This window comes from Commensalibacter sp. Nvir, from assembly GCF_963921845.1.
Taxonomy (GTDB): Bacteria; Pseudomonadota; Alphaproteobacteria; order Acetobacterales; family Acetobacteraceae; genus Commensalibacter.
In genome coordinates this window covers 25,984-51,601 of sequence record NZ_CAWUGZ010000018.1, presented here as the reverse complement: position 1 = coordinate 51,601, position 25,618 = coordinate 25,984, and the positions used below count along the sequence as shown (strand labels likewise).

At 40.4% G+C, this 25,618-nt stretch carries 21 protein-coding genes and 1 tRNA gene; 8 read left to right on the top strand and 14 right to left on the bottom strand.

All coding sequences use genetic code 11. The features are described from left to right. Positions 1–819, top strand: a complete 819-nt coding sequence (gene murI / locus AABE15_RS01550; RefSeq protein WP_338329522.1) for a glutamate racemase — start codon at positions 1–3, stop codon at positions 817–819. Here the strand turns inward: murI and AABE15_RS01545 are convergent. Next, a complete protein-coding gene (locus AABE15_RS01545) occupies positions 816–1,817 on the bottom strand; it encodes a polyprenyl synthetase family protein (protein WP_338329521.1) in 1,002 nt (333 codons plus the stop codon). The two genes, murI and AABE15_RS01545, sit on opposite strands and share 4 nt — an antisense overlap. 189 nt (positions 1,818–2,006) lie before the next feature. Between AABE15_RS01545 and AABE15_RS01540 the strand changes: the two genes are divergently transcribed. Together AABE15_RS01540 and AABE15_RS01535 are read left to right on the top strand one after the other, a co-directional pair. Further along, on the top strand, positions 2,007–2,807 hold the full coding sequence (locus tag AABE15_RS01540) for an N-6 DNA methylase (protein ID WP_338329520.1): 801 nt from the start codon (positions 2,007–2,009) through the stop codon (positions 2,805–2,807). A gap of 68 nt (positions 2,808–2,875) precedes the next feature. After that, a complete protein-coding gene (locus AABE15_RS01535) occupies positions 2,876–3,880 on the top strand; it encodes a ribonucleotide-diphosphate reductase subunit beta (RefSeq protein WP_338329519.1) in 1,005 nt (334 codons plus the stop codon). A gap of 120 nt (positions 3,881–4,000) precedes the next feature. Here the strand turns inward: AABE15_RS01535 and proP are convergent, their stop codons facing one another. The 5 genes from proP to guaA form a co-directional block, all read right to left on the bottom strand. Beyond that, the gene (gene proP, locus AABE15_RS01530) at positions 4,001–5,503 is read right to left on the bottom strand and encodes a glycine betaine/L-proline transporter ProP (RefSeq protein WP_338329518.1); all 1,503 of its coding nucleotides are present in this window, start codon (positions 5,501–5,503) and stop codon (positions 4,001–4,003) included. Positions 5,504–5,817: 314 nt separating this feature from the next. After that, complete coding sequence (locus AABE15_RS01525; RefSeq protein ID WP_338329517.1) at positions 5,818–6,657, bottom strand: aldo/keto reductase; 840 nt, start codon at positions 6,655–6,657, stop codon at positions 5,818–5,820. A gap of 77 nt (positions 6,658–6,734) precedes the next feature. Then, entirely contained in the window at positions 6,735–8,594 is a 1,860-nt protein-coding gene (locus AABE15_RS01520; RefSeq protein WP_338329531.1) for a ribonucleoside-diphosphate reductase subunit alpha, read from the bottom strand. A gap of 370 nt (positions 8,595–8,964) precedes the next feature. Then, on the bottom strand, positions 8,965–9,780 hold the full coding sequence (locus AABE15_RS01515; protein WP_338329516.1) for an abortive infection family protein: 816 nt from the start codon (positions 9,778–9,780) through the stop codon (positions 8,965–8,967). A gap of 107 nt (positions 9,781–9,887) precedes the next feature. Then, the gene (gene guaA, locus AABE15_RS01510; RefSeq protein ID WP_338329515.1) at positions 9,888–11,468 is read right to left on the bottom strand and encodes a glutamine-hydrolyzing GMP synthase; all 1,581 of its coding nucleotides are present in this window, start codon (positions 11,466–11,468) and stop codon (positions 9,888–9,890) included. A gap of 157 nt (positions 11,469–11,625) precedes the next feature. Here guaA and AABE15_RS01505 point away from each other — a divergent pair, with 157 nt between their 5' ends. The 3 genes from AABE15_RS01505 (at position 11,626) to AABE15_RS01495 (ending at position 12,648) form a co-directional block, all read left to right on the top strand. Next, positions 11,626–12,078 carry a hypothetical protein gene (locus AABE15_RS01505; protein ID WP_338329514.1) on the top strand — a complete coding sequence of 151 codons (453 nt, stop codon included), beginning with the start codon at positions 11,626–11,628 and terminating at the stop codon, positions 12,076–12,078. Between the two features lie 62 nt (positions 12,079–12,140). Continuing rightward, positions 12,141–12,217: transfer RNA gene (locus tag AABE15_RS01500), tRNA-Arg, on the top strand. A 284-nt stretch (positions 12,218–12,501) separates the two neighbouring features. Beyond that, a complete protein-coding gene (locus tag AABE15_RS01495; RefSeq protein ID WP_338329513.1) occupies positions 12,502–12,648 on the top strand; it encodes a hypothetical protein in 147 nt (48 codons plus the stop codon). A 518-nt stretch (positions 12,649–13,166) separates the two neighbouring features. Here AABE15_RS01495 and cas13a read toward each other — a convergent pair. Further along, a complete protein-coding gene (gene cas13a / locus AABE15_RS01490) occupies positions 13,167–16,826 on the bottom strand; it encodes a type VI-A CRISPR-associated RNA-guided ribonuclease Cas13a (protein ID WP_338329512.1) in 3,660 nt (1,219 codons plus the stop codon). 357 nt (positions 16,827–17,183) lie between these two features. Here cas13a and AABE15_RS01485 point away from each other — a divergent pair, with 357 nt between their 5' ends. After that, entirely contained in the window at positions 17,184–17,552 is a 369-nt protein-coding gene (locus AABE15_RS01485) for a response regulator (protein ID WP_338329511.1), read from the top strand. A 7-nt stretch (positions 17,553–17,559) separates the two neighbouring features. Here the strand turns inward: AABE15_RS01485 and AABE15_RS01480 are convergent, their stop codons facing one another. From AABE15_RS01480 to AABE15_RS01470, 3 genes are read right to left on the bottom strand one after another with little or no spacing between them, the layout of a single operon-like run. Continuing rightward, positions 17,560–19,011 carry a glycosyltransferase family 39 protein gene (locus tag AABE15_RS01480; RefSeq protein WP_338329510.1) on the bottom strand — a complete coding sequence of 484 codons (1,452 nt, stop codon included), beginning with the start codon at positions 19,009–19,011 and terminating at the stop codon, positions 17,560–17,562. Then, positions 19,008–20,096, bottom strand: a complete 1,089-nt coding sequence (locus AABE15_RS01475; RefSeq protein WP_338329509.1) for a glycosyltransferase — start codon at positions 20,094–20,096, stop codon at positions 19,008–19,010. The genes AABE15_RS01480 and AABE15_RS01475 overlap by 4 nt, the downstream gene beginning before the upstream one ends. 36 nt (positions 20,097–20,132) lie before the next feature. Further along, complete coding sequence (locus tag AABE15_RS01470; RefSeq protein ID WP_338329508.1) at positions 20,133–20,624, bottom strand: Lrp/AsnC family transcriptional regulator; 492 nt, start codon at positions 20,622–20,624, stop codon at positions 20,133–20,135. Between the two features lie 138 nt (positions 20,625–20,762). Here AABE15_RS01470 and trxB point away from each other — a divergent pair, with 138 nt between their 5' ends. Then, positions 20,763–21,725, top strand: coding sequence for a thioredoxin-disulfide reductase (gene trxB, locus AABE15_RS01465; protein WP_338329507.1), 963 nt, complete (start codon positions 20,763–20,765; stop codon positions 21,723–21,725). A gap of 33 nt (positions 21,726–21,758) precedes the next feature. Here trxB and AABE15_RS01460 read toward each other — a convergent pair whose 3' ends face one another. From AABE15_RS01460 to AABE15_RS01445, 4 genes are all read right to left on the bottom strand, one after another. After that, complete coding sequence (locus tag AABE15_RS01460) at positions 21,759–23,183, bottom strand: mannose-1-phosphate guanylyltransferase/mannose-6-phosphate isomerase (RefSeq protein WP_338329506.1); 1,425 nt, start codon at positions 23,181–23,183, stop codon at positions 21,759–21,761. A 39-nt stretch (positions 23,184–23,222) separates the two neighbouring features. After that, positions 23,223–23,525, bottom strand: coding sequence for an integration host factor subunit beta (locus tag AABE15_RS01455; protein ID WP_338329505.1), 303 nt, complete (start codon positions 23,523–23,525; stop codon positions 23,223–23,225). A gap of 23 nt (positions 23,526–23,548) precedes the next feature. Continuing rightward, positions 23,549–24,487, bottom strand: coding sequence for a signal peptide peptidase SppA (gene sppA / locus AABE15_RS01450; protein ID WP_338329504.1), 939 nt, complete (start codon positions 24,485–24,487; stop codon positions 23,549–23,551). Between the two features lie 104 nt (positions 24,488–24,591). Then, positions 24,592–25,041, bottom strand: a complete 450-nt coding sequence (locus AABE15_RS01445) for a MucR family transcriptional regulator (RefSeq protein WP_338329503.1) — start codon at positions 25,039–25,041, stop codon at positions 24,592–24,594. Positions 25,042–25,618: the final 577 nt, after the last annotated feature.

Sequence of the window (25,618 nt, the reverse complement as noted above, 5' to 3'; positions counted from 1 at the left end):
ATGGCTTATCGTATTTTAGCTTTTGATTCTGGAATAGGTGGGTTGAGTATTATCCAAAATCTCTATCCCCTTCTAGAAAACTATGCTTTGGATGCCTCCATAAGTTTTTTAGCCGACAGTCTTGTTTTTCCCTACGGAGAACAAGAAGATGCTTTTTTGATTGAGAGGATCATCGATTTAATAGATCGAGCAATACGAAAACTTCAGCCCGACATTATTATTATTGCCTGTAATACAGCCAGCACGATCGCCTTAGATCAGCTACGTGCGCTTTATCCCACCATCCTTTTTGTTGGCTGCGTGCCCCCTATAAAATGGGCAGCACAAATCAGCCAAAGCAAACATATTGGACTTCTAGCCACGCGCGCCACAGTTAGTCGTTCATATCTTGTACACTTAAAACAACATTTTGCTTCTGATTGTGAGCTTATCGCCTATGGCTCACCCATTTTAGCTTCCATCGCAGAAAAAATATTTCAAAACCAACCCTATAATTCTCATGTTATAAAACAAGAATTACAAAATTTACTAAGCCTTCCTTATGCAGAAAAAATTGATGTTATTTGTTTAGGGTGCACCCATTATACGTTCATCCTTGAGCAACTGCGATACTTCTCTCCTAAACCTATTCAATGGCTAGATCCTGCTCATGCCGTTGCCAAACATACTGTCGATCTTTTACAAACACAATGCAGTCCTTCTTCAAACAAAAGAAAACTAGATAGCGTTTTTTATCACACCTCTGCTTCCTATAAAGATAAAACATTTTTTGAAAAAATTAAACGATTAGGCTTTAATACGATTACTCAATTTGTCTAAAAATGCCGATAAACGGTATAATTAGCTATCTCTTCCAAAAGCGATTTTAAGGTGCTGGTCGGAAAACATTCCAAAGCTTGGCAAGCTTTTAGTGCGAATTTTTTTGCTTCATTTAACGTTGCCTCTAAAGCTTTATAGTGATGAATCAATTCTAAAGCGGATGCGAGATCTTCTTTATTTTGCTCTTCTTGTTCAATAACACGTTGCCAAAATGCTTTTTCTTTTTCTGTGGCTTGAGCATAGGCAACCAAAATTGGGTAAGTAATTTTTCCTTCTCGAAAATCATCCCCCACCGTCTTGCCCAGTTGCTTTTGATTTGCAGAATAATCCAAAGCATCATCAACCAGCTGAAAAGCCATCCCTAAATTCAACCCATAACACTCCAGCGCCAACTCTTCACGAGAAGGGCGTTCCGCAACCACTGCACCAACTCGGCACGATGCAGCAAACAACGCCGCTGTTTTTCCATGAATAACTTCGTAATAACGCGCTATGGAGGTGGATAGATCGTTTTGAGTGGTCATCTGTAAAATTTCTCCCTCCGCTATGGTAGCGGAAGCCTGAGAAATGATTCTCATAACGTCTAAAGAACCATCTTCCGTCATAATTTGAAAAGCACGAGAAAATAAAAAATCCCCTACCAATACCGAAGCGGAATTACCAAAGGCAACATTCGCACTGGCAGAACCTCTACGCAATTCACTTTCATCAACAACGTCATCATGCAATAACGTAGCCGTGTGAAGAAATTCAATACAAGCCGCCAAACGTACATGACGAGGTGAAACGTCTTTTTCAGGGTCATACCCACATAATCGAGCCGCTGCCAACGTTAACAAAGGACGCAATCGTTTCCCACCAGCCACAATAAGATGAGAAGCCAATTTAGAAACCAACTCGACAGAACTTTGCATCCTATCTGTGATCACTCGATTGCAAAGATCCATATCGAGAGCTAAATAATCTGACAATTTTTTTAAAGGGTCTTGTTTGTCCATAAATTCAGGCTTCTCAATTCTTTACCTTTTTAATATTCGTTCTTTTCATTCCAAGCGACTATATGTAACACTAATTAGGTTCTTTTTCAGTTATTTTCGCTATAGTAAACTTCATTACCTTTAACACTTTGTTAAAAGTTAAGCTAGAATACAATTTATCTATTAAAACATCTTAGCGGTTTGTGATTTATGCATTTGCTATCGTTTACTTCGAATTTTATACACCATAAATCAAAAAATACATCAGATGGAACCCTACTTGAAGGAAAGATTTTTTACAAACAATTTCAGGATGGATACAGAACAGCCTTAGAGCCTATATTAATGGCTGCAGCTATTCCAGCCAAATCCGGCCAAACTATTATTGAAGGAGGGTGTGGTGCTGGCGCGGGACTTATGTGCTTGAGTTACCGAATTCCTCATATTACAGGGATAGGATGGGAGCAACACGCTGAAACCATTGAATTAGCCAATGAAAATTTTATACTCAATCAAATGCTTAATCTTAAAGCAATTCAAGTCATGTTACCCAAATTACCCAAACGTCCTTTTGCTTTTTTAGCCAAAGGACAAGAACATGTCGACCATGTATTCGCAAACCCTCCATGGAACCGTCATAACACCACACGCTCTTCAGATTTTCAAAAAGATTTAGCTAAACGCTTGCCTAAAGGATTATTATCAGAGTGGATTTACGCGCTGAGTAGACCCTTAAGGCAAGGAGGAACGTTAACCTTAGCCCTTTCCGCAGGTTTATACGCTGAAGCCAGCGCTACCATGCACCACTATAAACTGGGCTCTTTAATTCTTTTTCCTCTGTGGCCAAAACTCAATCGGCCTGCACGTATTGTTATTTTACAGGGCCGTATGGGATCTACAGGGGACAGTTACGTTGCACCGGGCTTGGTTTTGCATCAAGATAATGGTGAATTTACGCTCGAAGCTGATCGGATTCTTAGGCAAGGGAAAAAGCTTTCGCTCTTGTCCTGACAATAGGGTAACTACTAAAACCGTCTTGAGCAAAATTATTTAGATATTACCAACCAAGGAGGAATACGTTGGATCCTATTCAACACAATAAAAAACAATCGTTTGGCTTAATGACCTACAATCCAGTTTATAAGCCATTTCATTACCCTTGGGCTTATGATGCGTGGTCAACCCAGCAACGCCTTCACTGGATACCCGAAGAGGTTCCACTGGCCGAAGACGTTAAGGACTGGCATAAAAAATTGAACGACGCTGAACGAAATTTGATCACACAAATTTTTCGTTTTTTCACCCAAGCCGACGTTGAAGTGAACAATGCTTATATGAAATATTATAGCCAAGTCTTCAAACCCATCGAAATATTGATGATGCTTTCGGCTTTTTCAAACATAGAGACCATTCATATCGCAGCATACAGCTACCTTCTAGATACCATTGGTATGCCAGAAATCGAATATTCTGCATTTCTTAACTATAAAGAAATGAAAGATAAATACGATTATATGCAAAATTTTTCGGTTGATAATCCGTATGAAATTGCCAAAACAATGGCTGTTTTCGGTGCCTTTACCGAAGGTTTACAACTTTTTGCATCCTTCGCCATCTTAATGAATTTCCCACGTTTCAATAAGCTAAAAGGCATGGGGCAAATTATTTCCTGGTCTGTACGGGATGAAACCTTGCATTGTTTATCAATTATAAAATTATTTCGTACTTTTATACAAGAACATCCCCATTTGTGGACTGCCGAATTTCAACAAGAACTAAAAGAAATTTGTATTACTATTGTACATCACGAAGATGCCTTTATTGACCTCGCTTTTGAAATGGGTGAGGTGGAAGGATTAAATGCGAAATTGGTAAAAGATTATATTCGTTTTATTGCAAACCGTCGGTTAACACAGTTAGGATTGGATACACTCTATCCTATTGATGTAAATCCACTTCCTTGGATGGATGAAATGATCAATGCCATAGAACATACCAATTTTTTTGAAAATCGGTCGACGGAATACAGCCGCGCAGCAACAGAAGGAACATGGGAAGAGGCCTTTCAGGACATGATGTCTTAAAGGAGCTCTATACCCGTATGTGCTCTGATCGAAATTAAGCGGCTATCAAGTGTTTTCTCCTATTTAAACTGTTCCCTCTTTTATGCCTTTTGGTAAATTGAGGGAATATTTTAATAGGTATTAATCCAATTTAGGGTGTTGATCTACCAGCGTTTGGCGAGTGCTTTCCAATTCTGAAATCTTCTCATCAATCTCATCAACCTTTTGTTCAATAGTCTCGAAATGATCTTCTAAAATTTCCTTTGCTTCACTTCGACTGGAGGCGACTGGCATCCCGCCATGTAGCGGTTTGTTTGCTGTTTCGGGCATCTTTAATCCCGTCCATAAGCCGATAGCCGCAACAACCATTAAATAATATGCAGGCATATAAAGATTATGGGTCGATTCAACCAACCATGCTGCAATCGTTGGCGTAAGCCCTGCCACAATGACTGAAATATTAAACGAGATAGCCAAAGCACTGTAGCGAACGCTGGTTGGGAAAATAGCAGGTAACGTCGAGGCCATGACGCCCGTAAAACAATTTAACAATATGGCAATTACCAGCAAACCCAAAAAAATATACCCTATAGAATTGCTTTGGATAAGCGTAAAGGCTGGATAAGAAAGAAAAAGTAACCCAATGCTTCCTGCAATAACAAATGGTCTTCTACCCACTTTGTCACTCATTAACCCGATAAAAGGTTGCACGAAAAGCATACCCACCATTATAGCAATAATAATTAACAGTCCGTGATCTTCGGTGTAGTTCAAACTGTGCGTTAAGTAGCTTGGCATATAAGTTAAGAGCATATAGTACGTAACATTCGTGGCGATAACGATACCCACACACACCAACAAACTTTTCCAAAATTGAGTGAGCACCTGACGATAGGAAACATTGGGAGGATCTTTTATCGTTTCCTTATCTTCGCCTACCAAATTATCCACGTGTTTTTGAAAAGCCGGGGTTTCTTCCAATTCATGACGCAAATAAAGACCTACAATTCCCAAAGGCAGTGCCAAAAAGAAAGGAACTCTCCACCCCCAATTTTGGTAATTGGCTTCGGTCATCGTACTGGAAATAAAAATAACCAGACCCGCTCCTAAAACAAATCCAATAATTGAACCAAAATCGAGCCAACTGCCCATAAACCCACGTTTACGATCGGGAGAATATTCGGCTACAAAAATTGCTGCACCAGAATATTCTCCGCCTACGGAAAACCCTTGTGCCAATTTGGCAATTAACAATAAAAGAGGAGCCCACAAACCAATGGTGGCGTATTCCGGAATAAGGCCAATGCAAAACGTGCTGATGGACATGATGATAATGGTTACTGCCAGAATTTTTTGACGACCATAGCGATCCCCTAATACACCAAATACAACCCCTCCTAAAGGGCGTATCAAGAATGGAACGGAAAAGGTCGCCAAGGCTGCGATGGTTTGTAAGCCAGGGGCAACGTCTGGAAAAAAAACTCTCCCTAAAATTGTAGCCAGAAAGCCATAAACACCAAAATCAAACCATTCAATTGCATTCCCTAAGGCAGCTGCGGTAATGGCTTTGCGCAACTTGTGGTCTTCAATAATCGTTATGTCGCTAAGATGTAAGGGTGCATGCTTTCTCTTCATTAACTTCATAGAAACATCCCTCTCTATAAACGCTCAGTTTAAGCATAGGATATTAGTGTTGTTCATTCTTAAAAAAGATTTAAGGTTTTATTAAGAATTATTAAATATAACTTAATAAAGTTTATATTTTTATCGAGAATTGCATTAACTTCATAAGTAATAGCAACAAGACTAAAATAATAGTTTAGATTTATCAATTCATTATTTGAACAAACTTACCGATTTGAAACCAAGCTAAAACAAATCGCATAACAAAACAGGCAAATCTCTTTAAGAGGGATCTGCCTGTTTTGATGGGATTAACCCTTTATAAAAAATTTTACTTAAAATTCTTCATATTGCGCAGGATTCTGATTTTTTAAACGACCATTTTCTTTGGTGAGAGCATTAATTTTTTCCATATCGGTAGAAGAAAGCTCAAAGTCAAATAAAGACAAATTTTCGCGTTGACGCGTTTCGCTAGCAGACTTTGGTATAGGCACACAACCTAATTGCACATGCCACCGTAAGATAATTTGAGAAGTTGTTTTTTGGTGCGCCACCGCTATAGTTTCAATAACCAGATCGTTTAATACCTTGCTGGCACGCCCCATAGGGCTCCACGATTGAGTCAGAATACCGAGCTTTTTATTATATGCTCTTTGTTCTTTTTGTGAAAAATAGGGATGCAGTTCTATTTGATTTAAGACTGGCATAACCCCTGTTTCATTAATTAATCGATCTAAATGTTCCGGTAAAAAATTACAGACGCCTATAGATCGAATATATCCCCGTTTTTGCCCTTCAATTAATGCCTGCCATGCTTCAATATAAAGATCGGTAATAGGGTTTGGCCAATGAACTAAATAAAAATCGTAATACTCTAATTGTGCCCTCCACAGCGATTCTTGTATGGTCTGGACGGCTTCTTGATAGCGATGACGCCGACCAGGTAGTTTGGAAGTAATTTGTAGTTCACTGCGCGGGACTCCACATTCTCTAATTGCCTGACCGACTGCCCCTTCGTTTTCGTAATTGAACGCTGAGTCCAACCAACGATATCCGTTGTGGACCGCTTGAACGATGGCTTTCTTGCCTTCCATTCCGTTTAATTTATACGTCCCGAATCCTATTGCAGGAACAACCATTCCATCAGCTAAAGTATAAGTTGGTATAAACGTCATGGTGCACACTCTCTTGTTAAAAAAACCAAAACATTCTTTCTTAGAAGCATCTTATCAAGACAACGTTTAATTCCATCTTACTGACAAGAGAGACATTCTTCGTAATCTATCGCTTGTTTTGGTGAGGCTTCAATTCCTGTTATAATATCTTTTTTAATTGCTACGTTACTCACATCGTCTGCACGTTGTAAAGAGAGGGAACGACAATAATAAAGCGATTTCACCCCTTTTTTCCATGCTTGATAATGAATTTGGTGCAAATCTTTTTTATGGATATTGGCGGGCAAAAACACATTAATAGACTGCGATTGACAAATAAACGGGGAACGATCGGCAGCATGCTCAATAACCCAACGTTGATCCAACTCAAACGCGGTTTTAAACACATCTTTTTCATCTTGAGTTAAAAAATCAAGATGCTGAACGCTGCCATTTTTAAGCGTAATAGAGGACCAAACGGCGTCGTTATCCTGATCTTTTTCCTGCAATAGTTTTTTTAAATGTCTGTTTCTTACGGTAAAAGAGCCAGACAGGGTTTTTTGCAAAAATACGTTTGCGGTAATAGGCTCAATTCCAGGGCTGGCATTTCCAGCAATAATGGAGATCGAAGCCGTAGGGGCAATAGCAATTTTATGGGAAAACCGCTCGTCAATTCCATAATCTTTGGCATCGGGGCAAGGTCCCTTTTCCTTTGCCAGTTGTTTGGACGCGTTGTCCGCTTGAGCACGAATATGCTTAAAAATTTTTTTATTCCAAACTTTGGCCATAACGCTTTCAAAAGGGATGTTTTTATTCTGCAAAAACGAATGAAATCCCATCACCCCCATACCAACCGAACGTTCACGCTCGGCAGCATATCGCGCTTTTTCCATTTCATTCGGGGCTTTATCAATGAAATCCTGCAATACATTATCTAAAAACAACATAACATCGGGAATGAACTCTTTGTTCTCTGACCACTGATCCCAATATTCTAGGTTTAAAGACGATAGACAACAGACAGCGGTGCGTTCTTTTCCCAGATGATCTAGACCCGTTGGCAACATGATTTCTGCGCAAAGATTAGACGTTTTAACTTCCAATCCAGCCAATTTATGCTGCTCTGGACGTGCATTATTTACCGTATCGGAATAGACAATATACGGCTCGCCCTGTTCAATCCGCGTCGTGAGCAACCGTATCCACAGAGAACGCGCCGAAAGGGTGCGAATTACCGTTTGGTCTTTGGGCGAAAGCAAGGCCCAGTCCTCGTTGCGCTCCACCGCGCGCATGAACGCATCCGAAACTAAAACGCCGTGATGCAAATTTAACGCTTTACGGTTAGGGTCACCGCCCGTAGGTCTGCGCAACTCAATAAATTCTTCAATTTCAGGGTGCCAAATGGGTAAATAAACCGCTGCCGAGCCACGGCGCAGAGAACCTTGGCTGATGGCCAAGGTCAAACTATCCATCACGCGAATAAAAGGAATAACCCCAGACGTTTTTCCGTTTTTGCTTACATTTTCACCAATTGACCGTAAATTACCCCAATAGGAACCGATTCCACCTCCACGTGACGCAAGCCATACGTTCTCGTTCCATAATCCAACAATTCCTTTTAAACTATCCTCCGCTTCATTCAGAAAACAAGAAATGGGTAGTCCTCGAGAAGTCCCCCCATTGGATAACACAGGGGTGGCGGGCATGAACCAATGCTGGGACATGTAATCATACAAACGCTGGGCATGTTGAGCGTTACTGCCATAATACGAAGCAACCCGCGCAAAGAGATCTTGATAGGTTTCCCCTTCAATCAAATAGCGGTCGTCTAAGGTGGCTTTACCAAAAGGCGTTAACAACGCATCACGAGAGGGATCAATTCGTACTTGATAGCAACCGTATAATTGCACCTCACCCGCTAATGCTTCAACAAAAGCATCAGGAAGCGAAGCGTTCACCGCATTATCAAAAGCACGAGACTTTCTCTCAAGCAAATCAGCGTGATTCACGATACAACACCTCATAATTTAGAAAACGGTAAATTTACTTAGACTGTGATAGCGTGTACCAAAATAACTACATTTAGTATAGATCTCGATTGGACACACTATATATACATATCGCGTTATATTTTATTTATCAACAAGATTGAACATTATACGCTGATACGTAATTTTTGTATCTCTATAATTAATCTATAAAAACCGTAGATTTTTCAATGAATAATCTTGCCCTCACTTATTTCCACTGGAACAAAGATTTATTTTAGCTCAAGTGTAAATTATAAATAAATTTCTATGTTTTTGGTTTATTTGTAAAATATATGTGTTAGAAAAAATTACTATGATCCCAATTATCTTGTTCAGCCGTTAGCTTTTGAACCCCGATTTTCGTCTCTAACGACTTAATAAACCGCACCAGGGCTGCAACATGATTAAATATTAATAAACTTTCCTCATAGTTCAAAATTGGGTTGTCGTGTGCAAGACTTCTGTTGTTACGTACATCATTGAAGGTTTCTAGTACTGAGATACTGGATTTTAAGATGCGCTCGGTCATCGGAGAATTAAGATGGCCGCTTTCCCGGAGTGCCTTTACGTACTCACCAAAGACGCTATGCATTGGCTTATCACGCGTGATAGAAATTCCGTATGGCGTGCAGGTAACGCGAATGAATTTATTAACGAATGTATGCAGCCGATCCAGTCCACCCTCGGGTTGGTTCTTTTCGATCAATTCACGAATATGCTCCGCCACCACTTCAAAATCGCGCTCATCTGCGATGGCGATCAGCGCATCTAGCTCGGCTACTGGTTGATTATTAAGAAGGCGCTGGGCAATCTTCTGGCACTCTTCGATCAGCTGCGAATTGCTGTTATCGCCGAAGCACTCTTCTTGAATACCCGTAGTAATCAAACCTTTTAGTACACGACCAACAATAGCATTAGAAGCTACATTCCAAAACGTGCGCATCCGCTTAGCCTTTGAATCGCCACCGGTTCGATACTGTTCTGCATCGATTTTCACGTGATAATCATTGAAGAATTCGGCATAGGTGCGATCGGTAAAGTTTAAAACGTAACCGCCCCTCATTCCCAACAATTTTTCGAGCGTACGACGCTCAAAAGAGGTTAAGTTAGACATATATTACCCCCCTCTACCCTATGAAGGGCCACTATTACTGACATTTAAAAACAACATGTTTTGGATAAATACGCTAAGCTTCACATGCTTTAATTAAAATTAAAAAATTATTCCCATTCGATGGTACCAGGGGGTTTTGAGGTAATATCGTAGGTTACACGATTGATGCCTTTTACCTCGTTAACAATTCGTCCCGAGACACGGGTTAAAAAGCCCATATCAAACGGGTAAACATCGGCCGTCATGCCATCAACGCTGGTAACAGCCCGTAAAGCACACGCATAATCATAGGTGCGACCATCCCCCATAACCCCCACTGTACGAACCGGAAGCAATACCGCAAAGGCTTGCCAAATTGCATGGTATAGTTTGGCGTTACGTATTTCCTCAAGATAAATCGCGTCGATACGACGCAATAAGTCGAGTTTTTCTTGAGTAACATTGCTTAGGATACGGATGGCCAAACCTGGCCCTGGAAAAGGATGCCTGCCGACAATGGTTTCAGGCAGGGTTAATTCTCGACCCAATGCCCTGACTTCATCCTTAAACAAATCCCTTAACGGTTCAACCAATTGCATGTTCATCTTCTCTGGCAACCCCCCCACATTGTGATGGGATTTGATCGTTACCGATGGGCCGCCTGTTACACTGACGCTTTCAATAACGTCAGGATACAACGTGCCCTGGGCTAGGAAATCGGCCCCGCCCAGCTTTTGCGCTTCGCTATCGAACACTTCAATAAACAATCGTCCAATAATTTTTCGCTTTTGCTCCGGATCGGTAATCCCCGACAATTCCCTTAGAAAAAGCTCAGACGCATCTTTTTTAATTAACGGTATGTTAAAACGTCCCGTAAAGGTTTTAACCACCTCGTCCACTTCACCTTGTCTTAACATCCCATGATCGACAAAAATGCAAGTTAGCTGATCACCAATCGCTTGATGAATTAACACCGCCGCTACGGCGGAATCGACACCCCCCGATAAGGCACAAATTACTTTCTTTTTTCCGACCTGTTGACGTATGCGTTCGATTTCCAAATCCCGAAAGCCTGCCATCGTCCATAGACCTTGGCAACCCACGATACGATGCGTGAAATTCTTTAATAAAGCAGCGCCATGTGGCGTATGCACCACTTCGGGATGAAATTGCACCCCGTAAATACGACGCCCCTCATCGGCAATCATCGCAAACGGGGCATTTTCACTGGTACCAACGGCGCGAAAGCCTGGCGGCAATTTGACCACGCGATCGCCATGGCTCATCCACACTTGTTCACGTTTTCCCTTTGACCAGTCGCCCCGACACAATGAACTGTCTTCCACAATGTCAACATGCGCACGACCAAATTCACGGTGTTCACTGGGCTCGACTTGACCCCCCAACTGATGGCACAGTGCTTGTTCACCGTAACAAATTCCTAGAATAGGAACGTTTAAGGCAAATACCTCTTTTGGAATGCTGGGGGCATTTTTTTCAAGAACGCTGGCAGGGCCACCCGATAACACAATCCCTTTTGGGGCAAACAAACGAATCTTTTCCGCAGAACTGGAATACGGCCATATCTCGCAATAAACCCCGCTTTCTCGTATTCTTCTGGCAATTAATTGCGTAACTTGACTGCCAAAATCAAGAATAAGTATTTTTTCATCGTGTACAGAATGCTCAAGGGCGCTGATCGGATCCATAACTAAAATTTCTTTTCCACAGGTCGAAAACTATGCTTTCATACCACATACGAGAAAAATTTTCAGATAAAAAAAAGTTTTTATAAAAATGTTTTATCTATATTGTAGAGAACAAACATTTTGGAAAAGATGACCACCATCCCTTTTACTGGCTATTATGTGGAGAGGCCTTATGCCCACGCCTAAAACACTTTTTTCGCTGGCGCACCCTTTTGTTTTGGCGATAGGAACCCTTTTCCTTGCCCAGTGCAGCAGCAAACTGGCCGAAAAAAATCCAGAGGGTGACTGGTTGGGAACGTTGAAGGTAACGCAAGGGATCTGTCCCACCGATCGAAGTGCGGCCCTAACGATCGAGAAAAAAACCATTTTGTTCTCCCCAGACAATGGGGCACTGATTTTACGCGGTGTGTATAATAAAAAACAAAGACCCCGGCATTTTGTCGCGCGACTGGATCGCAGCGATATGGATCACAAACCCTATCCATTGGTGTTTGAAGGCAGACCCCAGGGCGAGACTATCATAGGCATCTATGGCACCCCCGATTGCCGTGCCACGGTGGTTCTTCACCGACCCAAAGCCTATGGTGTAAAAGATTTTATCGCACATTAAGCGCGCTGCATTGAAAAAAACCTTGCAGTCACCGATAAGATCGGTTAAAACCCTTTTCATGCGCACCCGTAGCTCAATTGGATAGAGCACCAGACTACGAATCTGGGGGTTATGGGTTCGATTCCTGTCGGGTGCGCCATTTCCCTTGAAAATCCAACAAAATAATTTTAAGCATGTGGGGATCGGCGTTGCCTAACAGCGTCATAGCGATTCCGAAATCATACCACGATCAATACGCCCCATAAATCTAGCCCTCCTTCCCCAAGCCAAAACCTACCCACGCCTCCTTTATCGTATCCTGTTGCCCGAGTTACAACCACAACGATTGAACACAGGGTAGGTTAGGAAAGCACAAAACCAAGAGTTACGTTCGTTCACCTTTATCCTTATGCATTCTATTTCCCGACTTTATGAAGCAAGGCAATGCTTGAGCCAAGCCAAGCCAGCAAAAGAGGGCTGCGTGGTATCCCTTTTTTAAATATATATTTATTGGACGACCAACGCTTATCCAGTCTTTTTTGCAAACGCTTTTACCCATCGTGCTGGGACGAGAATATTATGCCTGTTTAGGTGCATTAACACTAGGTTTAGTCCCCATATGGAATACGTCTTATCCTAAGGCAAAAACTTAAAATTGCATATTTTATAGCCCGCTTAACCCATCTATCGATAGGGTAAACTTTTAATAAATAATGTTGAACTTCTTTTTGTATTACTAGGCTATCGCCTGCATTCCAACCCCATAAACACCGAATGTATTGAACACTCCCGTATAGCCGTACAAAATGCACTTCTAGGATAAAAATAACCCTGAAAAATTCCCAAATCTTTTCTCGGACAAAATTATTTTGTGCGTTTTTAGTTTTTTTAAGATTAAAGCAATCTAAGACTACCTCTCAAATAGAGGTAGTCTTAGGTGTTAAGGGCTGACGGGTTAATGATTGGGGGCGTAGTCCTCTCTCAAATAGAGGTAGTCTTAGGTAGGTTAGGCGTAACCCCTTGAACGGTCAAGAAAATTTGGCATTTTCTTGCAAAAAAAATGAACCTTTTTTCCTTTTTTTGTCTTTTTTTAAGCATTTTTTTTCCATTTACCTGTTTTTAGGCCATGCCTTGGTTGGGTCAACCAGTTCTTTAACCATCTGAACAAAAAAATCGCTACGCAAGCTTTCCTTTATTTTTTTATCGCCAAGATGGTCAATCGTTTTTGCTTGCACAGACTCAACGTTTAACTGATGCTCGTTATTATCCATGGTGAAGGAAATATTAATCCCCTCTTTCTCGAACAAAGCTTTGAACGCTTTGGTCACCGAGTTTTTTAATTTACGATCGTAGGCCATTAACCGCCGAATATAACGAAGCTCGTTTATCAAACAAAGAGGGGTTTCGGTGAGCAGGTTTAAGTGGGCAATGCGGTTCCTTATCCAGATGCAGGGGTTTTGTTCTTGCAAGATTTCAGTTTGCTTTTTTATTTGTTCCTGTTGCTCCTCGTAGGAAAGCGCTTTAGAACAATTTTTTTCAGATAATTCAGCCGTCCACGTTAAAGCAAAATAACGCTCCAACGACTGCCTTAGGGGTGATGGGGGTAAAAGCGCAAAAGCTTCGACAATTTGCCCTTTTTTGATTTTTTTAAAGGCCTCTTTGCTTATAGAATTAAAAAATGTTTTCTGCGTGGACGTATCGCTATGATGGTAATTCAATGCTAATAGTACAAAATACAGATCCCGTTCCCACAAGCCTGCATAATCAATCAATCGTCCCATTAACCTTAAGAAAAACCGGTGAAGATGAAGGTGATCTTGCAATAAAACCTGTGCCGTATGGTGGCGATATGCCTCGACCTTTTTCAAAGCTGTCTTGTAGTTCTTTAAATATTCTTCCAACCACTCTTTTTTTGCTTTCGTCCTTGTCCATTTCCAATACAACAACTGAAGTCTGTTTTGATCGTCACTTATGGTTTCCCCACTTTTGATCCAATTTTCTACCAAGCTGGACAAGATAGCATGTTTCTTATACAACTCGTATAAACACAGTTGCCCAAACCGTAGCATCTCGCGTACCCCACGTTTGGAGAGAAATGGCATTGAAGAAGAATTTTCTTGTTTGAAAAGCCTGTCAAAATCCTCAGATTTCTCATAAAACTGTTTTAATGGGTCAACCGTATGATTATCGCAAAACGATATTTCCTCACCCACAAACTGGGCGTCGTGCATGGCCAGGTAAAGATCAAAAACACCTAACAACACAATCAGTTTTTTTTCCCCTTCGTTACGGGAAAAAGATTCTTGACCCGCTGGCGATAGAATGGCTTGATCCTTTGTGACTACCGAACCTGAACGCGCTTTATGGGTAACAATTTGCCATTTTTTCAACTGTTGTCGCAGCTCGCCAACCATTTCTACTGGTAGCAAATGCAGGACAGCATAAAGCTTTATAGCCCATGCCTCAGGGAATTTTAAGGAAGGAAGGTTTTGACGACGCTTTTCAAGATGGTGCGTATTCTCATTAAGTTCTGAGGGGACCCCATCGTTTCTTTGAGAAAAAGGGGTTCTGCTTTTTTCCCCTAAAAACTCTAAGTTTTTTTCTTTTAGATAAGCTTCAAACGCAAGTGCCACGACGTCATGTTTAAATTTTTCAATATATTCCGATTGTTCTTGGGCGGCTTGGGGGTTACTTTGGTAACCCTTTTGAACGCGCATTTCGCTTGCGGTCGCAGCGCTCAACTGAAAGAAAAAATCTTGACCATTTATTTCTATATTTTGCCCCAATAAATGGCTGGCTTTAGCAACAATTAACGCATTAAACGGATCCTTTGCGTGCATCGCTTGTGCTTGCTTGGTGGTATGCTCTAACGCGATCTTAATATACGGTGAAAGGTCGGATTGTTGTGCCAACCACGCTGCAAAAGGCCCCTCGTAAAGCAGTTTAAGCAATCCGTATTGACAATTTAACTTTAAATCTTGTTCTCTTTCCTGAGCGGTATGATACGGGGGCAACGTTCGTTCATAGGGTTTCCACCCATCTTTTACACGGTTTAACACCCGTGCCAACCGTGGAAGGGGAAAGGGACTACCACTGTCACACTGTACTTCCATACACGACGACGAAGGCAACAATTCATCACACAATTGTGAAAGTTCCGATAAATGCAAAGTGTGGTCTGCTTTTATCGCCTCCATTATTTCAATCGGCCGTTTTTGAAGCCGTTTACTATCGGTTCTATACAAATTTTCCAACGTGACAAAAAGGTTCTTATCCTCGTTCTCGGACGTTTTAAATAATGCGATGCTGAAATCACTTATTTTTTTAAAATGAAAGCTGGCGTGCCGTAACGCGGTTAATTTATCTAGGTAAAAAAGAACCAGCTTTTTTTTCTCTTCATTGCTTTTTTCCATTAAGCCGTGGTTGCCGCCAAAAAGAAGCCCCCATTTGCGATCAAAAGCTTTGGGACAGAAATTGTCTTTGATGTACTGTTTACTTAATAAAATATCCCCTTTGATGGTATCCTTGGGATCTATCCAATCTTTTAAATTGCGTGCGGCGAACGCAATGGCGCTTCGCCAAACCCGGACAAAGGCCTCACTTTGTTTGATACGGGTTTGCCCTTCGCTGGACCAAAAAACACTGTGGCCAATTTTTTCCTTATCGATAATCTCGTCACAAAATTGCGTATTTTGTTTCTTTGCACCCCCCATGGTTTCGTAATGAATAATTTTTCCTAACCGAATAAGCCCATTGATGTTTTTATTCTGAGTTCGTGCTTTTAATAGTTGCAGCAAAGTTTCTTTGTTTTCAGGTAACCGATAGTCAATGGATTTTATCTTTTTTCCCTGTAACAAATATTTATAGAGTTCTTTTACCTGTTGATGAAAGGCAAGCAATTCTTGATCGTCTATTGGGAGCGTCTGTTTAAATTCACGGCAATGCCGCATGGCCGTAATGTAAGGAGATTCCCATGTAAACAAAGCCTCTTTATTCTTTTGTTTTTGTTGCGCTGTTTGCTTGTCCTCAATGGCCTGTTTGATGGCACACGCTATATCCGTATCGCTTAAGGAAAAGTATTTCTCTGCTAGATCATCGTCTATTTCAATTGTAAAATCATCACGCAGTACGGCAACATTTTGTTCTATGGTACAATTACGATACGCAATATACCCTTTACGTTTATTGCTTGAAGATAGCGTTTTCCTTTGTTGAGGAGAGGCTTGCTGCTCTGATGTCATGATAAGGCGATATGCGTGCTCGTACAAATGCGTTTCAATATTGCCTGCAATTTTTTCTGCGTCTTGCTGAATAGCCTCTATATTGCATATATCTGGCCCACCGAACGTTTCATACCACCGTCCTTTTAGATTTTCTTTATTACTCGAATTGCCTTTTCGCCTTGGTTGCGTTGCCTGAATCTTCCAATCCCATCTTTTCTTTAACGCTTCTAACTCTCCAGGTTGCCCTGACAAACCCGCACGCTTTAGCCGCGCTTCAACCCTTTCCCAACAGGCGTTTCCTAAACACACGCGAATTTCAAGACAATGCTTTTGAACATCACTTTGGCAACCCTCTATCGGTTTGCGAATAATTTTATCAAGCACCGATATCCATTGGGCAAGAATAAGCTTAGAATTTACGCGCGCAAATTCGTCAACAGAAATTATGGGAGCAGAAGCCAAGGTCAGATCTAAAATTTCACGTTTACGAGAAGCATCTCTTGAGGATTGGATCACTGTTTTTCCATACGGCTTGACGACTAGCATACTTCCCCATCCTTTTCTGCACGATAACATTTGAACCACGTGCAAAAATTTTTGACCGTCAACCCATCATTTTAATACACGCTAAGCAAAAGTTTAACGTACAGAATATCCTTAACAAAGCCTTAACAACGCCTATTCTTATCACTCTTAATTGATGCAAATCCCCTGATACACGCCAATAGTGGGGTAAAAAACTTAATGCATAGCACACACAAAGGATTAACCGCCTTGAAATTTCATCTGTTTCCGCTTACCTAAAGATAAGGACTAAAAAATATCTGTATCATTGTTCACGCATTTGCTATCAATGATTTCGAAAATTTAATTGTATCGATTTCTTAAAAGACTTTAATTTTAATGACCTTATATCCTTCTTCCGTACTGATCGTCGAAGATCAACCCGAAATATGTGATCTAATCGAACTAAGCCTATTGGATAAGGTTAACCATATTCGTAAGGCCTATTCCTGCGCCCAAGCTTTAGAGTTTTTTAAGCATAATCCCTCGTTTAATCTTGCCATTATTGATACATGCTTGCCTGATGGAGATCCCTATAATCTTATTGAACATCTGTTGCCACGAGGCTGTAAGATTTTACTAATGAGTGGTAATTTTGAACTCAACAAAAGATTGGCGTGCCTACCTTTTCCCAAATTGACTAAACCTTTTCGTATCCATACCCTTGTTCAGTCCATTGAGCAGGCTTTTCTTTCTAAAAGTTACTAAATTTTTTCTAGGGCAATCGAACGGTTTCTGTTTGAGTCTGTTTATCGTTTTGCAACATTACCTTATACAAACTATACGTCCCTGCTACTTGATCCTTACGTTTGCGTTGTAACGTATTTAGTGGAGCAAAAGAGGAAAAGCGTTGCGGGGTGGGAGAGTCCTTACGTTTTTGCGAACGTATAAGGTAACCCCGATGAATCACCGATTTAGGATACTCAAAATAACGCCAACGATGATCAATAGCAACTATGGTTCGTTGCGGTAAATAAAACCGTAATTCTGAAGCCAGCCCATATTCTTCAACCATTAAAACATCAGACGTTGGTACTCTATTGTTCAGCTGTTCAGCAAACTCTTGCCAGCCTCCTAATTGTCTTAGGGTTACGTCAAATTTTGCGGGCAAAGGGAACACCCCCCAACTCGCTTGCGCATAAACGAACGCACTGATAATCAGCCCCAACGCAACACCTGAACGTATTTTGTATTGACCATATAACGCGGCAATCAACGCAAAGGGAGGATAAAGTATTCCCAACCAATTGGCTTGAACCCGATCGCCTAAAGCATGTTGAATAAATATAACGAGGGGAACCATTGCCAGCAGGAACAACAAGACCGCTTTGCTATCGCGTGTTTTAAAAACATATTGACCTAATTTTACCGCACCTACTACAAATCCTATAAACAGCAAAGGCGTCGCCAGACCAAATTGCCCCGCTATCAGCTCTGCTAAAAATTGGAATGCACGATGGGGGTTCCACTCCCCTGTCCTGCCCCCTTGTTTAGCAAAACTGACCCATTGATGATGGGCATTCCACCATACAACCGGGGAAAAAAGTAAACACGTAAAGGCGCCCGCCCCCCATAATGGAATTTTTTTCAGCTGAATACGTCCCTCTTTGTCCACTAAACACCAGAGACAAAAGGCCAAAATAAACAAGATAGCGGTATATTTGCTTACCAACGACAATCCGAACCCAAGGCCAATTAACCCGTAATAAAAGGGCCGTTTGGTTACCAACAACCGTCCACAAGACCACAACGAAAAACAAGTAAAAAATAATAAGGGCGTATCGGGTGTCATCGTTACCGACCCCGCATTAATGGCCAAAGTAGCATTGAAAATCAAAACAGAATTATTTGCCGCGCTTATACGCCCTGAATAAGAGGGGTTAAAATCTTTTGCAGAAAAATACAGTAAAATACTGCCAAAAAAAGCAGCAATTGGGCCCAGGAGCCTTACTCCTAACGAAGAGTGTCCCCCTAACCAACAACCGAGTTTAATCCACAAAGCCACCATCGGTGGATGATCGTAATAACTGTAACTTAACTGTTTCGACCATAGCCAATAATAGGCCTCATCGGGAGATAAAGGCATAACGTGCGCCACGGCTATTCTTATTAATGTAAGAATAAACAGCAGTTCCCATAACCACAGTTTTTTTATCTTGGTTATCACCGTATTGAACCAAAATAAGCTATAAGCCACTCAAACCAAATCATGCCTAGACCCGCGCCTATTAAACTGCCTTGGTTAAAACTTAACCCCGATTGAAAAAGATAAAGGGTCAGCTTTGTATTGAAATACACGCCTACCAAACACAGTGCATAAAAGCTAAGTTTCTTAAATTTTTTCTGATGTAAACCACATTTATGGGTATAGATAATTGTGCCTAGGTAAGAAGTACCAAGTGCACCTATAAATTGTGAAACCATAGGAGTAAATTTTACCCGAAGGCCCAGCTTAAAACACAAAAAATTTATCAATACACCACAAATAACCATACCCAGAGATGAAAGAAATGCCAAAGGAAACTGATTTTTCGTTAGCTTTTGCAGTAGCATCCCTATGAACTGTATCATCACTTGTAGATCAAGTTTGCTTTTGCCAAAATTTCTTGAACGAAATTGAAAAGGTATTTCTTTTATCTTCGTTTCTGCAGGACAAGCCATAAGCAAATCCAACAATATTTTGAAACCTTTGCCCGAAAGTTTGGGCAATTGCTGAATAAAAATTTCTCTTTTAAAAAGGAAGAACCCACTCATAGGATCCTTTATAGGCTTTGGCATGACGCGTTGGGCAAGCCAAATACCCTTATTGGATAAAAAATGGCGCCAACGGTTGGCCAATCCTGTAGCTTGACCGCCTTCAATGTGTCGACTCCCGACAACAATGTCACAATGCCGTTGCTTCACACTATCAAGCATTTCGGATAATTTGGTTTCATCATGTTGTAAATCACCATCAATGACAGCAATATAAGGGGCAGAAGACGAAAGCACGCCCTCTATAACCGCGGAGGATAGTCCTCTCCGGTCAAAACGCATTAATCCACGCACCCTTCTATCCTTTTGGGACAACTCCCACACATGATGCATCGTGTCATCGGGTGAGTTGTCATCCACATAGATAACTTCCCAATCTATCCCTATCAGCGCTTTAAGAAGAGCATGGTAAAGGAGTTTAATATTTCCATGTTCATTGTAACAAGGAACAATAACGCTTAACTCAGGTCCATGTTCAACAGTTTCTGCATTGCACATAAAAGAAAAATCATCGTCCTAGTTGATTTGAAAAGTTTATTGTCTTTTGTTTCCGCTGTATTCCAAAGGCACACCCGCACGTTCCATACGCGTACGAATGGTTTGTAAGGTTTGTACTTTAGAAACATGCGGATTGCTAGTTAATTCGTGGGTTAATCGGTTTTCATCTTCAGCATCACGGGCCACAAAACGTATTAAAAAATCGCCGCCGCCTCTAACCATATGGCATTCTCTAACCTCTGGAATTTGCTCCATTTGCAGTTCAAATTCTTCTAATACAGACTCTTTTTGACTGACCAAGCCGATCAAGGCAAACACCACTAACGACCAGCCGATCGAGGGTCCGTTTATGGCAGCATGGTAACTTTTAATTACCCCAGAAGCTTCTAGCCTACGTACACGCCTTAAACAGGGAGGCGCCGAAATCCCTACGCGTTGGGCCAAATCAATATTGGTAATACGACCATCTTTTTGTAATTCATCCAAAATCATCCAATCAATTTTATCAAGTTCGACTAACTGTACCATTCAATCATCACTCGCTCTGGCGTAATAAGGTATATTAACTAAACATTTTATTGTTAAACATAGCTTTCTATTTATACAATAGGCAATTTACAGATCAAACTTGATTGAACGATAAGACAAAACAGGATTATTTCAATTATGTCAGAACCAACTTTTACTAATTTATTAATTATTGGCGCAGGTCCTGCTGGGTATACGGCTGCAATTTATGGCGCCAGAGCTAATTTAAAACCAATTTTAATATCTGGATTACAACCCGGTGGACAATTAACCATCACCAACGAAATAGAAAATTTTCCAGGTTTCGCCGAAGCTATTCAAGGGCCATGGCTTATGGAGCAAATGTCCAAACAAGCCGAAAACGTAGGAACTCGTATCGTTATGGATAGCGTTTCGCAATGTTCTTTAACGGACTCTTCTCAAGACAATAAATTCTTTACGTTTGTAACCGACATGGGAACGCTCTATAAAGCTCGATCCGTTATTATTGCAACCGGGGCCCAAGCACGCTGGCTTGGTCTTGAAGCAGAAGAGCGACTGCAAGGTTATGGAGTTTCTGCATGTGCGACATGCGATGGGTTTTTTTATCGTGGAAAAAAAGTGGCGGTTGTGGGTGGCGGAAACACCGCTGTTGAGGAAGCTTTATACTTAACCCGCCATGCTTCTCATGTTACGCTTATTCATCGAAGAAACAGTTTACGAGCCGAAAAGATTCTGCAAGATAGACTGTTATCCAACCCTAAAGTTTCTGTATTATGGGATAGTATCGTAGAGGATATATTGGCAAGTGAAAATCCTGTTTCGGTGACAGGATTGGCTTTAAAAAATGTAAAAACCGGTCAAAACTCTATTCTTAATGTTGATGGTGTTTTCATTGCTATTGGGCATTCGCCTAATACCTCTCTATTCAGAGATCAACTTGAACTCGATCCCGAAGGGTATATCGTCACCAAACCAGGAACCCCTTTGACGTCTCTACCGGGCGTTTTTGCTGCAGGAGATGTCCAAGATAAAATTTACCGACAAGCGGTTACGGCTGCTGGAACAGGATGTATGGCAGCCCTTGAGGCTGAGCGTTACCTTAATCTCTTAGATGATTGAAATTGATCTTTATACTCGATGAACGTGGCGCCCTTATCGATTATAAGCATCTTCAAGACGAACAATATCATCTTCGTTTAAATAAGATCCTGATTGTATTTCAATCACCACCAAAGGAATACGTCCAGGATTTTTTAAACGATGAATGGTGCCTTGTGGAATATATATGCTTTCATTTTCACGTAACAAAAGGTTTTCTTCACCCCTTATAACTTTTGCTACGCCAGAAACAACCACCCAATGTTCAGAGCGGTGAAAATGTTTTTGTAAAGAAAGCTCACCCCCTACATTAACAATAATTTGTTTTACTTGAAAACGATGGCTGTTGACTAAGGTTTCATAAAATCCCCAGGGGCGGTAACATCGTCTATGACTTACCGCCTCATGTTGATGGGTTTGATTTAAATGATGAACGATTTTTTTTACATCTTGCGATTTTTTCCGATCCGTCACTAAAACCGCATCTTTAGTAACCACCACCACTACGTTCTCAAGTCCATTTACTGCTGTCACAATATCGTCAGAGCGTACATAACTATTGTGTGTATCTTCCAAAAGTACTTTACCCTTGGATACATTGCCCCCTTCGTCTTTAGAACTTATATCCCACAACGTGTCCCAACTACCAATATCTGCCCATACAAACTCACTGGAAACAACAAGCATGCGCTTAGATTTTTCGGCAATCGCATAGTCAATCGAAATATCAGGGGCTTTTACAAACTCTTGTTCATCCAACCTCTCAAAATATAAATCAACATGCCTTTTTTCAACAGAATGGGTTACATGGGTTAATAATTCCGGGACGTAATGTTGCATCTCTTGCAGCATAGTACCTGCAGAAAATACAAACATACCTGAATTCCACAAATACTTTTGAGAACTCAGCATTTTCTCTGCCAACACTAAATTGGGCTTTTCAGTAAAGGCCTGTACTGTATTTACTTTTGTCTGATTATTTACTGGTTGTCCTATCTCGATATAACCATACCCTGTCTCAGCCCGTGTAGGCTTTATACCAAACGTAACAATGTGGCCTAATTTTGCATACGTTTCCGCCTTAAATACATCTTGAATCAAAGCCTCTTGATCTTCAACCACGGCATCGGCCGCCATAACCCACAAAATCTTTTCTAAATTGTCTTCAGATGCTATAAGACTAGCAGCAGCAATGGCTGGGGCTGAATTTTTGCCCACAGGTTCAAGTATGATTCGGGCACATGTATTATTAATAGCTCTCAATTGCTCAGCAATTAAAAAACGGTGGTTATTATTACAGATAATAATTGGATCTGCAAAACAGTCGCGATTTGCGCGAAGAATGGTTTCTTGCAACAAGGAGTTTTGAGAAATTAAAGACCAAAGTTGCTTTGGATAGCTTGCTCGCGATAGTGGCCACAAACGACTACCAGATCCACCTGATAATATGACCGGAACTATACGAGCTGCTGTTTTCACCGACCTTATCTCCTTATTAATCGGAATCCTCAAAACAAATTAAATGGACATTTTGTGCTTTACATGTTGATTAGTACGTTTTTTTAATTCTTTTCCTGTTTTGAAAAAAGGGACATATTTTTCTTCTACAGCTACGATTTCCCCGGTCCTAGGGTTTCTACCACTGCGAGCTTTACGTTTTTTTATAAAAAAAGCCCCAAAGCCACGTAATTCAATACGATCACCCTTTGTTAATACCGCTTCCATTTCATTGAAAATAGTTGATACAATGAGTTCTATGTCCTTAATTAATAAATTAGGATGTGTTTCAGCCAATTGTAAGATAAGTTCAGATTTAGTCATTCATTTTACTCAAAATTAATACATTAAGGGGCCCAAATGGCAAGTGCGCCGTCGAGATGATCTTGACTATCATAAACGAGGCTATGCATAAAAGATCCTACAGAACTACCAAATACTTTGCCTATAAAATGCGAAATCCACTCTGAATTTTTTTGATTTTTTAATTCTTTAACTGGCATATTTTTTTGGAATTTATAGGTTTTAATAAGCCAATTTTTAGCAGCTTGTTCGTTGCCTATTTGATCAATAAGTCCCAAGCTAAGCGCTTGCTGACCCGTATAGGGACGACCATCACCTAACTGTTTTGCTCTCGCAATACTCATGTGACGACTTTTGACTACCATGGATATGAATTGATCATAATAATTGCTGATTAACCCTTGAAGCATTTGTCTACCTTGATCGGAAAGAGGCTTTACCATAGAAGGTTGTCCTTTCATCGGACCAGAAACCAATTGGTCAACGTTTACCCCAACTTTATCAAGCAATTTTGAAATATCTGGCGATTGCATTAACACCCCAATTGAGCCCGTTAAGGTAGAATTTAAGGCAAATATGCGTTGTGCAGGCAAGGAAATCATATACCCTGCTGAAGCCGCAACCCCCCCCATGCTGACAACAACTGGTTTTTTTTGAGCAAATCTTTCAACAGCGTCATGAAGTTCTTCCCCCCCTGTTACCGCTCCACCGGGGCTATTTACATATAAAATCAAAGCCTTGACCGACGGATTAGAGGAAGCTTTATCTAATAACTCGATCTGTTTTGTCACATCCGACTTAATCGTTCCTTCAATCTTTAACTTGGTAATGTAGCCTGAACTTCCTTTTAACTGCGACGTAAAGGTTTTTGCAGATAACGAAAGACACGCCAAAATGAATAAGCAGAATGCAACCACTCTCCATCGTATTAGTTTTCGACGTATGCGTTGACGTTCAAGCAAAAGATCATTCTCAAGAGACATAAATCTGACCTAACCAACATAAATATAGTGTAAATTCTTATTTATAAAAACTTCAGCCTGTTTTTATCAATTTAAATCGCAAAATACCTCATAATTTTAAAAAATTAATTTTCATTCTTATTACGACGGAATCGGCTTTCAACTCTCGGATGAACAATGTTTTTTCTTCCTAGACCGATTTCACGGGCTAAGTTTGAACGACGTTCTGCATAATTAGGCGCTACCATAGGATAGTCAGAGGGTAGATTCCAGCGTTCACGGTATTGTTCTGGCGTTAATCCATAAGCACTTTGGATGTGCCGCTTTAACATCTTCAACTTTTTGCCATCTTCAAGACAAATGATATAATCGGGGAAAACCGAACGCTTTACCGGAACAACAGGTTGCAACTTTTCGGTTTCATTGCCATTTTTTTCAATAGTAGTTAACGTCCGATATACTTGACGTAACAAGTCGGGTAACGACTCAGGACTAACGCTATTATTAGAAATATGAGACGAAACCACTTTAACCGTCAATTCTAATAAAGATAAGTTTTTTTCTTCTAATTCCATTTTGATTTATCCAAAAACATGAAATATTTTGTTTGTATTAATTTTTAAGTAAAGAAATATATAATTAATATGATTTAACAAGGCAGATTTATAAAATATTTAAGCTATCATACAAATATTAAACAAAGGAGTTCATATAATATCAACGATTTTTTAAATATTCTTTACTTTTTTCTAGTATGCGTATGTAATGAAGTTTTTTAAAATAAACTTATACCTCTCAATAAGCTCCGATGAACAGCGACATAAATACGATTTTTTTAGAGGACTGATGACCCAAATGAGTAAACATAAAGAACTACTTATAATTTTGATGATTTCACTTTCGATGGTAAGCTGCTCAAATCAAACACATTCTCACGGTCCTTATGTTCAAACAGGGTTAGGGGTATTGCATTAAATACGATTAATTCGTTTTTTGTAAAAAACGAATTAAAGCAATACTATAAAGGTAAAATAATTATTATAGATATACTAAAAGTTAATTTACTTTATAGATGAAACAAAAATTATTTCAAGCTATTATTTTGTTTTTCATGAATTTAAACTGTATCTATTTTTATTTTAAATATAGTGA

Coding starts and splice junctions, on each gene's coding strand:
- murI (WP_338329522.1), top strand. CDS start 1: ATGGCTTATCGTATTTTAGCTTTTGATTCTGGAATAGGTGGGTTGAGT.
- AABE15_RS01545 (WP_338329521.1), bottom strand. CDS start 1,817: ATGGACAAACAAGACCCTTTAAAAAAATTGTCAGATTATTTAGCTCTC.
- AABE15_RS01540 (WP_338329520.1), top strand. CDS start 2,007: ATGCATTTGCTATCGTTTACTTCGAATTTTATACACCATAAATCAAAA.
- proP (WP_338329518.1), bottom strand. CDS start 5,503: ATGAAGTTAATGAAGAGAAAGCATGCACCCTTACATCTTAGCGACATA.
- AABE15_RS01525 (WP_338329517.1), bottom strand. CDS start 6,657: ATGACGTTTATACCAACTTATACTTTAGCTGATGGAATGGTTGTTCCT.
- AABE15_RS01515 (WP_338329516.1), bottom strand. CDS start 9,780: ATGTCTAACTTAACCTCTTTTGAGCGTCGTACGCTCGAAAAATTGTTG.
- guaA (WP_338329515.1), bottom strand. CDS start 11,468: ATGGATCCGATCAGCGCCCTTGAGCATTCTGTACACGATGAAAAAATA.
- AABE15_RS01505 (WP_338329514.1), top strand. CDS start 11,626: ATGTGGAGAGGCCTTATGCCCACGCCTAAAACACTTTTTTCGCTGGCG.
- AABE15_RS01495 (WP_338329513.1), top strand. CDS start 12,502: ATGCTTGAGCCAAGCCAAGCCAGCAAAAGAGGGCTGCGTGGTATCCCT.
- cas13a (WP_338329512.1), bottom strand. CDS start 16,826: ATGCTAGTCGTCAAGCCGTATGGAAAAACAGTGATCCAATCCTCAAGA.
- AABE15_RS01485 (WP_338329511.1), top strand. CDS start 17,184: ATGACCTTATATCCTTCTTCCGTACTGATCGTCGAAGATCAACCCGAA.
- AABE15_RS01475 (WP_338329509.1), bottom strand. CDS start 20,096: ATGTGCAATGCAGAAACTGTTGAACATGGACCTGAGTTAAGCGTTATT.
- AABE15_RS01470 (WP_338329508.1), bottom strand. CDS start 20,624: ATGGTACAGTTAGTCGAACTTGATAAAATTGATTGGATGATTTTGGAT.
- trxB (WP_338329507.1), top strand. CDS start 20,763: ATGTCAGAACCAACTTTTACTAATTTATTAATTATTGGCGCAGGTCCT.
- AABE15_RS01455 (WP_338329505.1), bottom strand. CDS start 23,525: ATGACTAAATCTGAACTTATCTTACAATTGGCTGAAACACATCCTAAT.
- sppA (WP_338329504.1), bottom strand. CDS start 24,487: ATGTCTCTTGAGAATGATCTTTTGCTTGAACGTCAACGCATACGTCGA.
- AABE15_RS01445 (WP_338329503.1), bottom strand. CDS start 25,041: ATGGAATTAGAAGAAAAAAACTTATCTTTATTAGAATTGACGGTTAAA.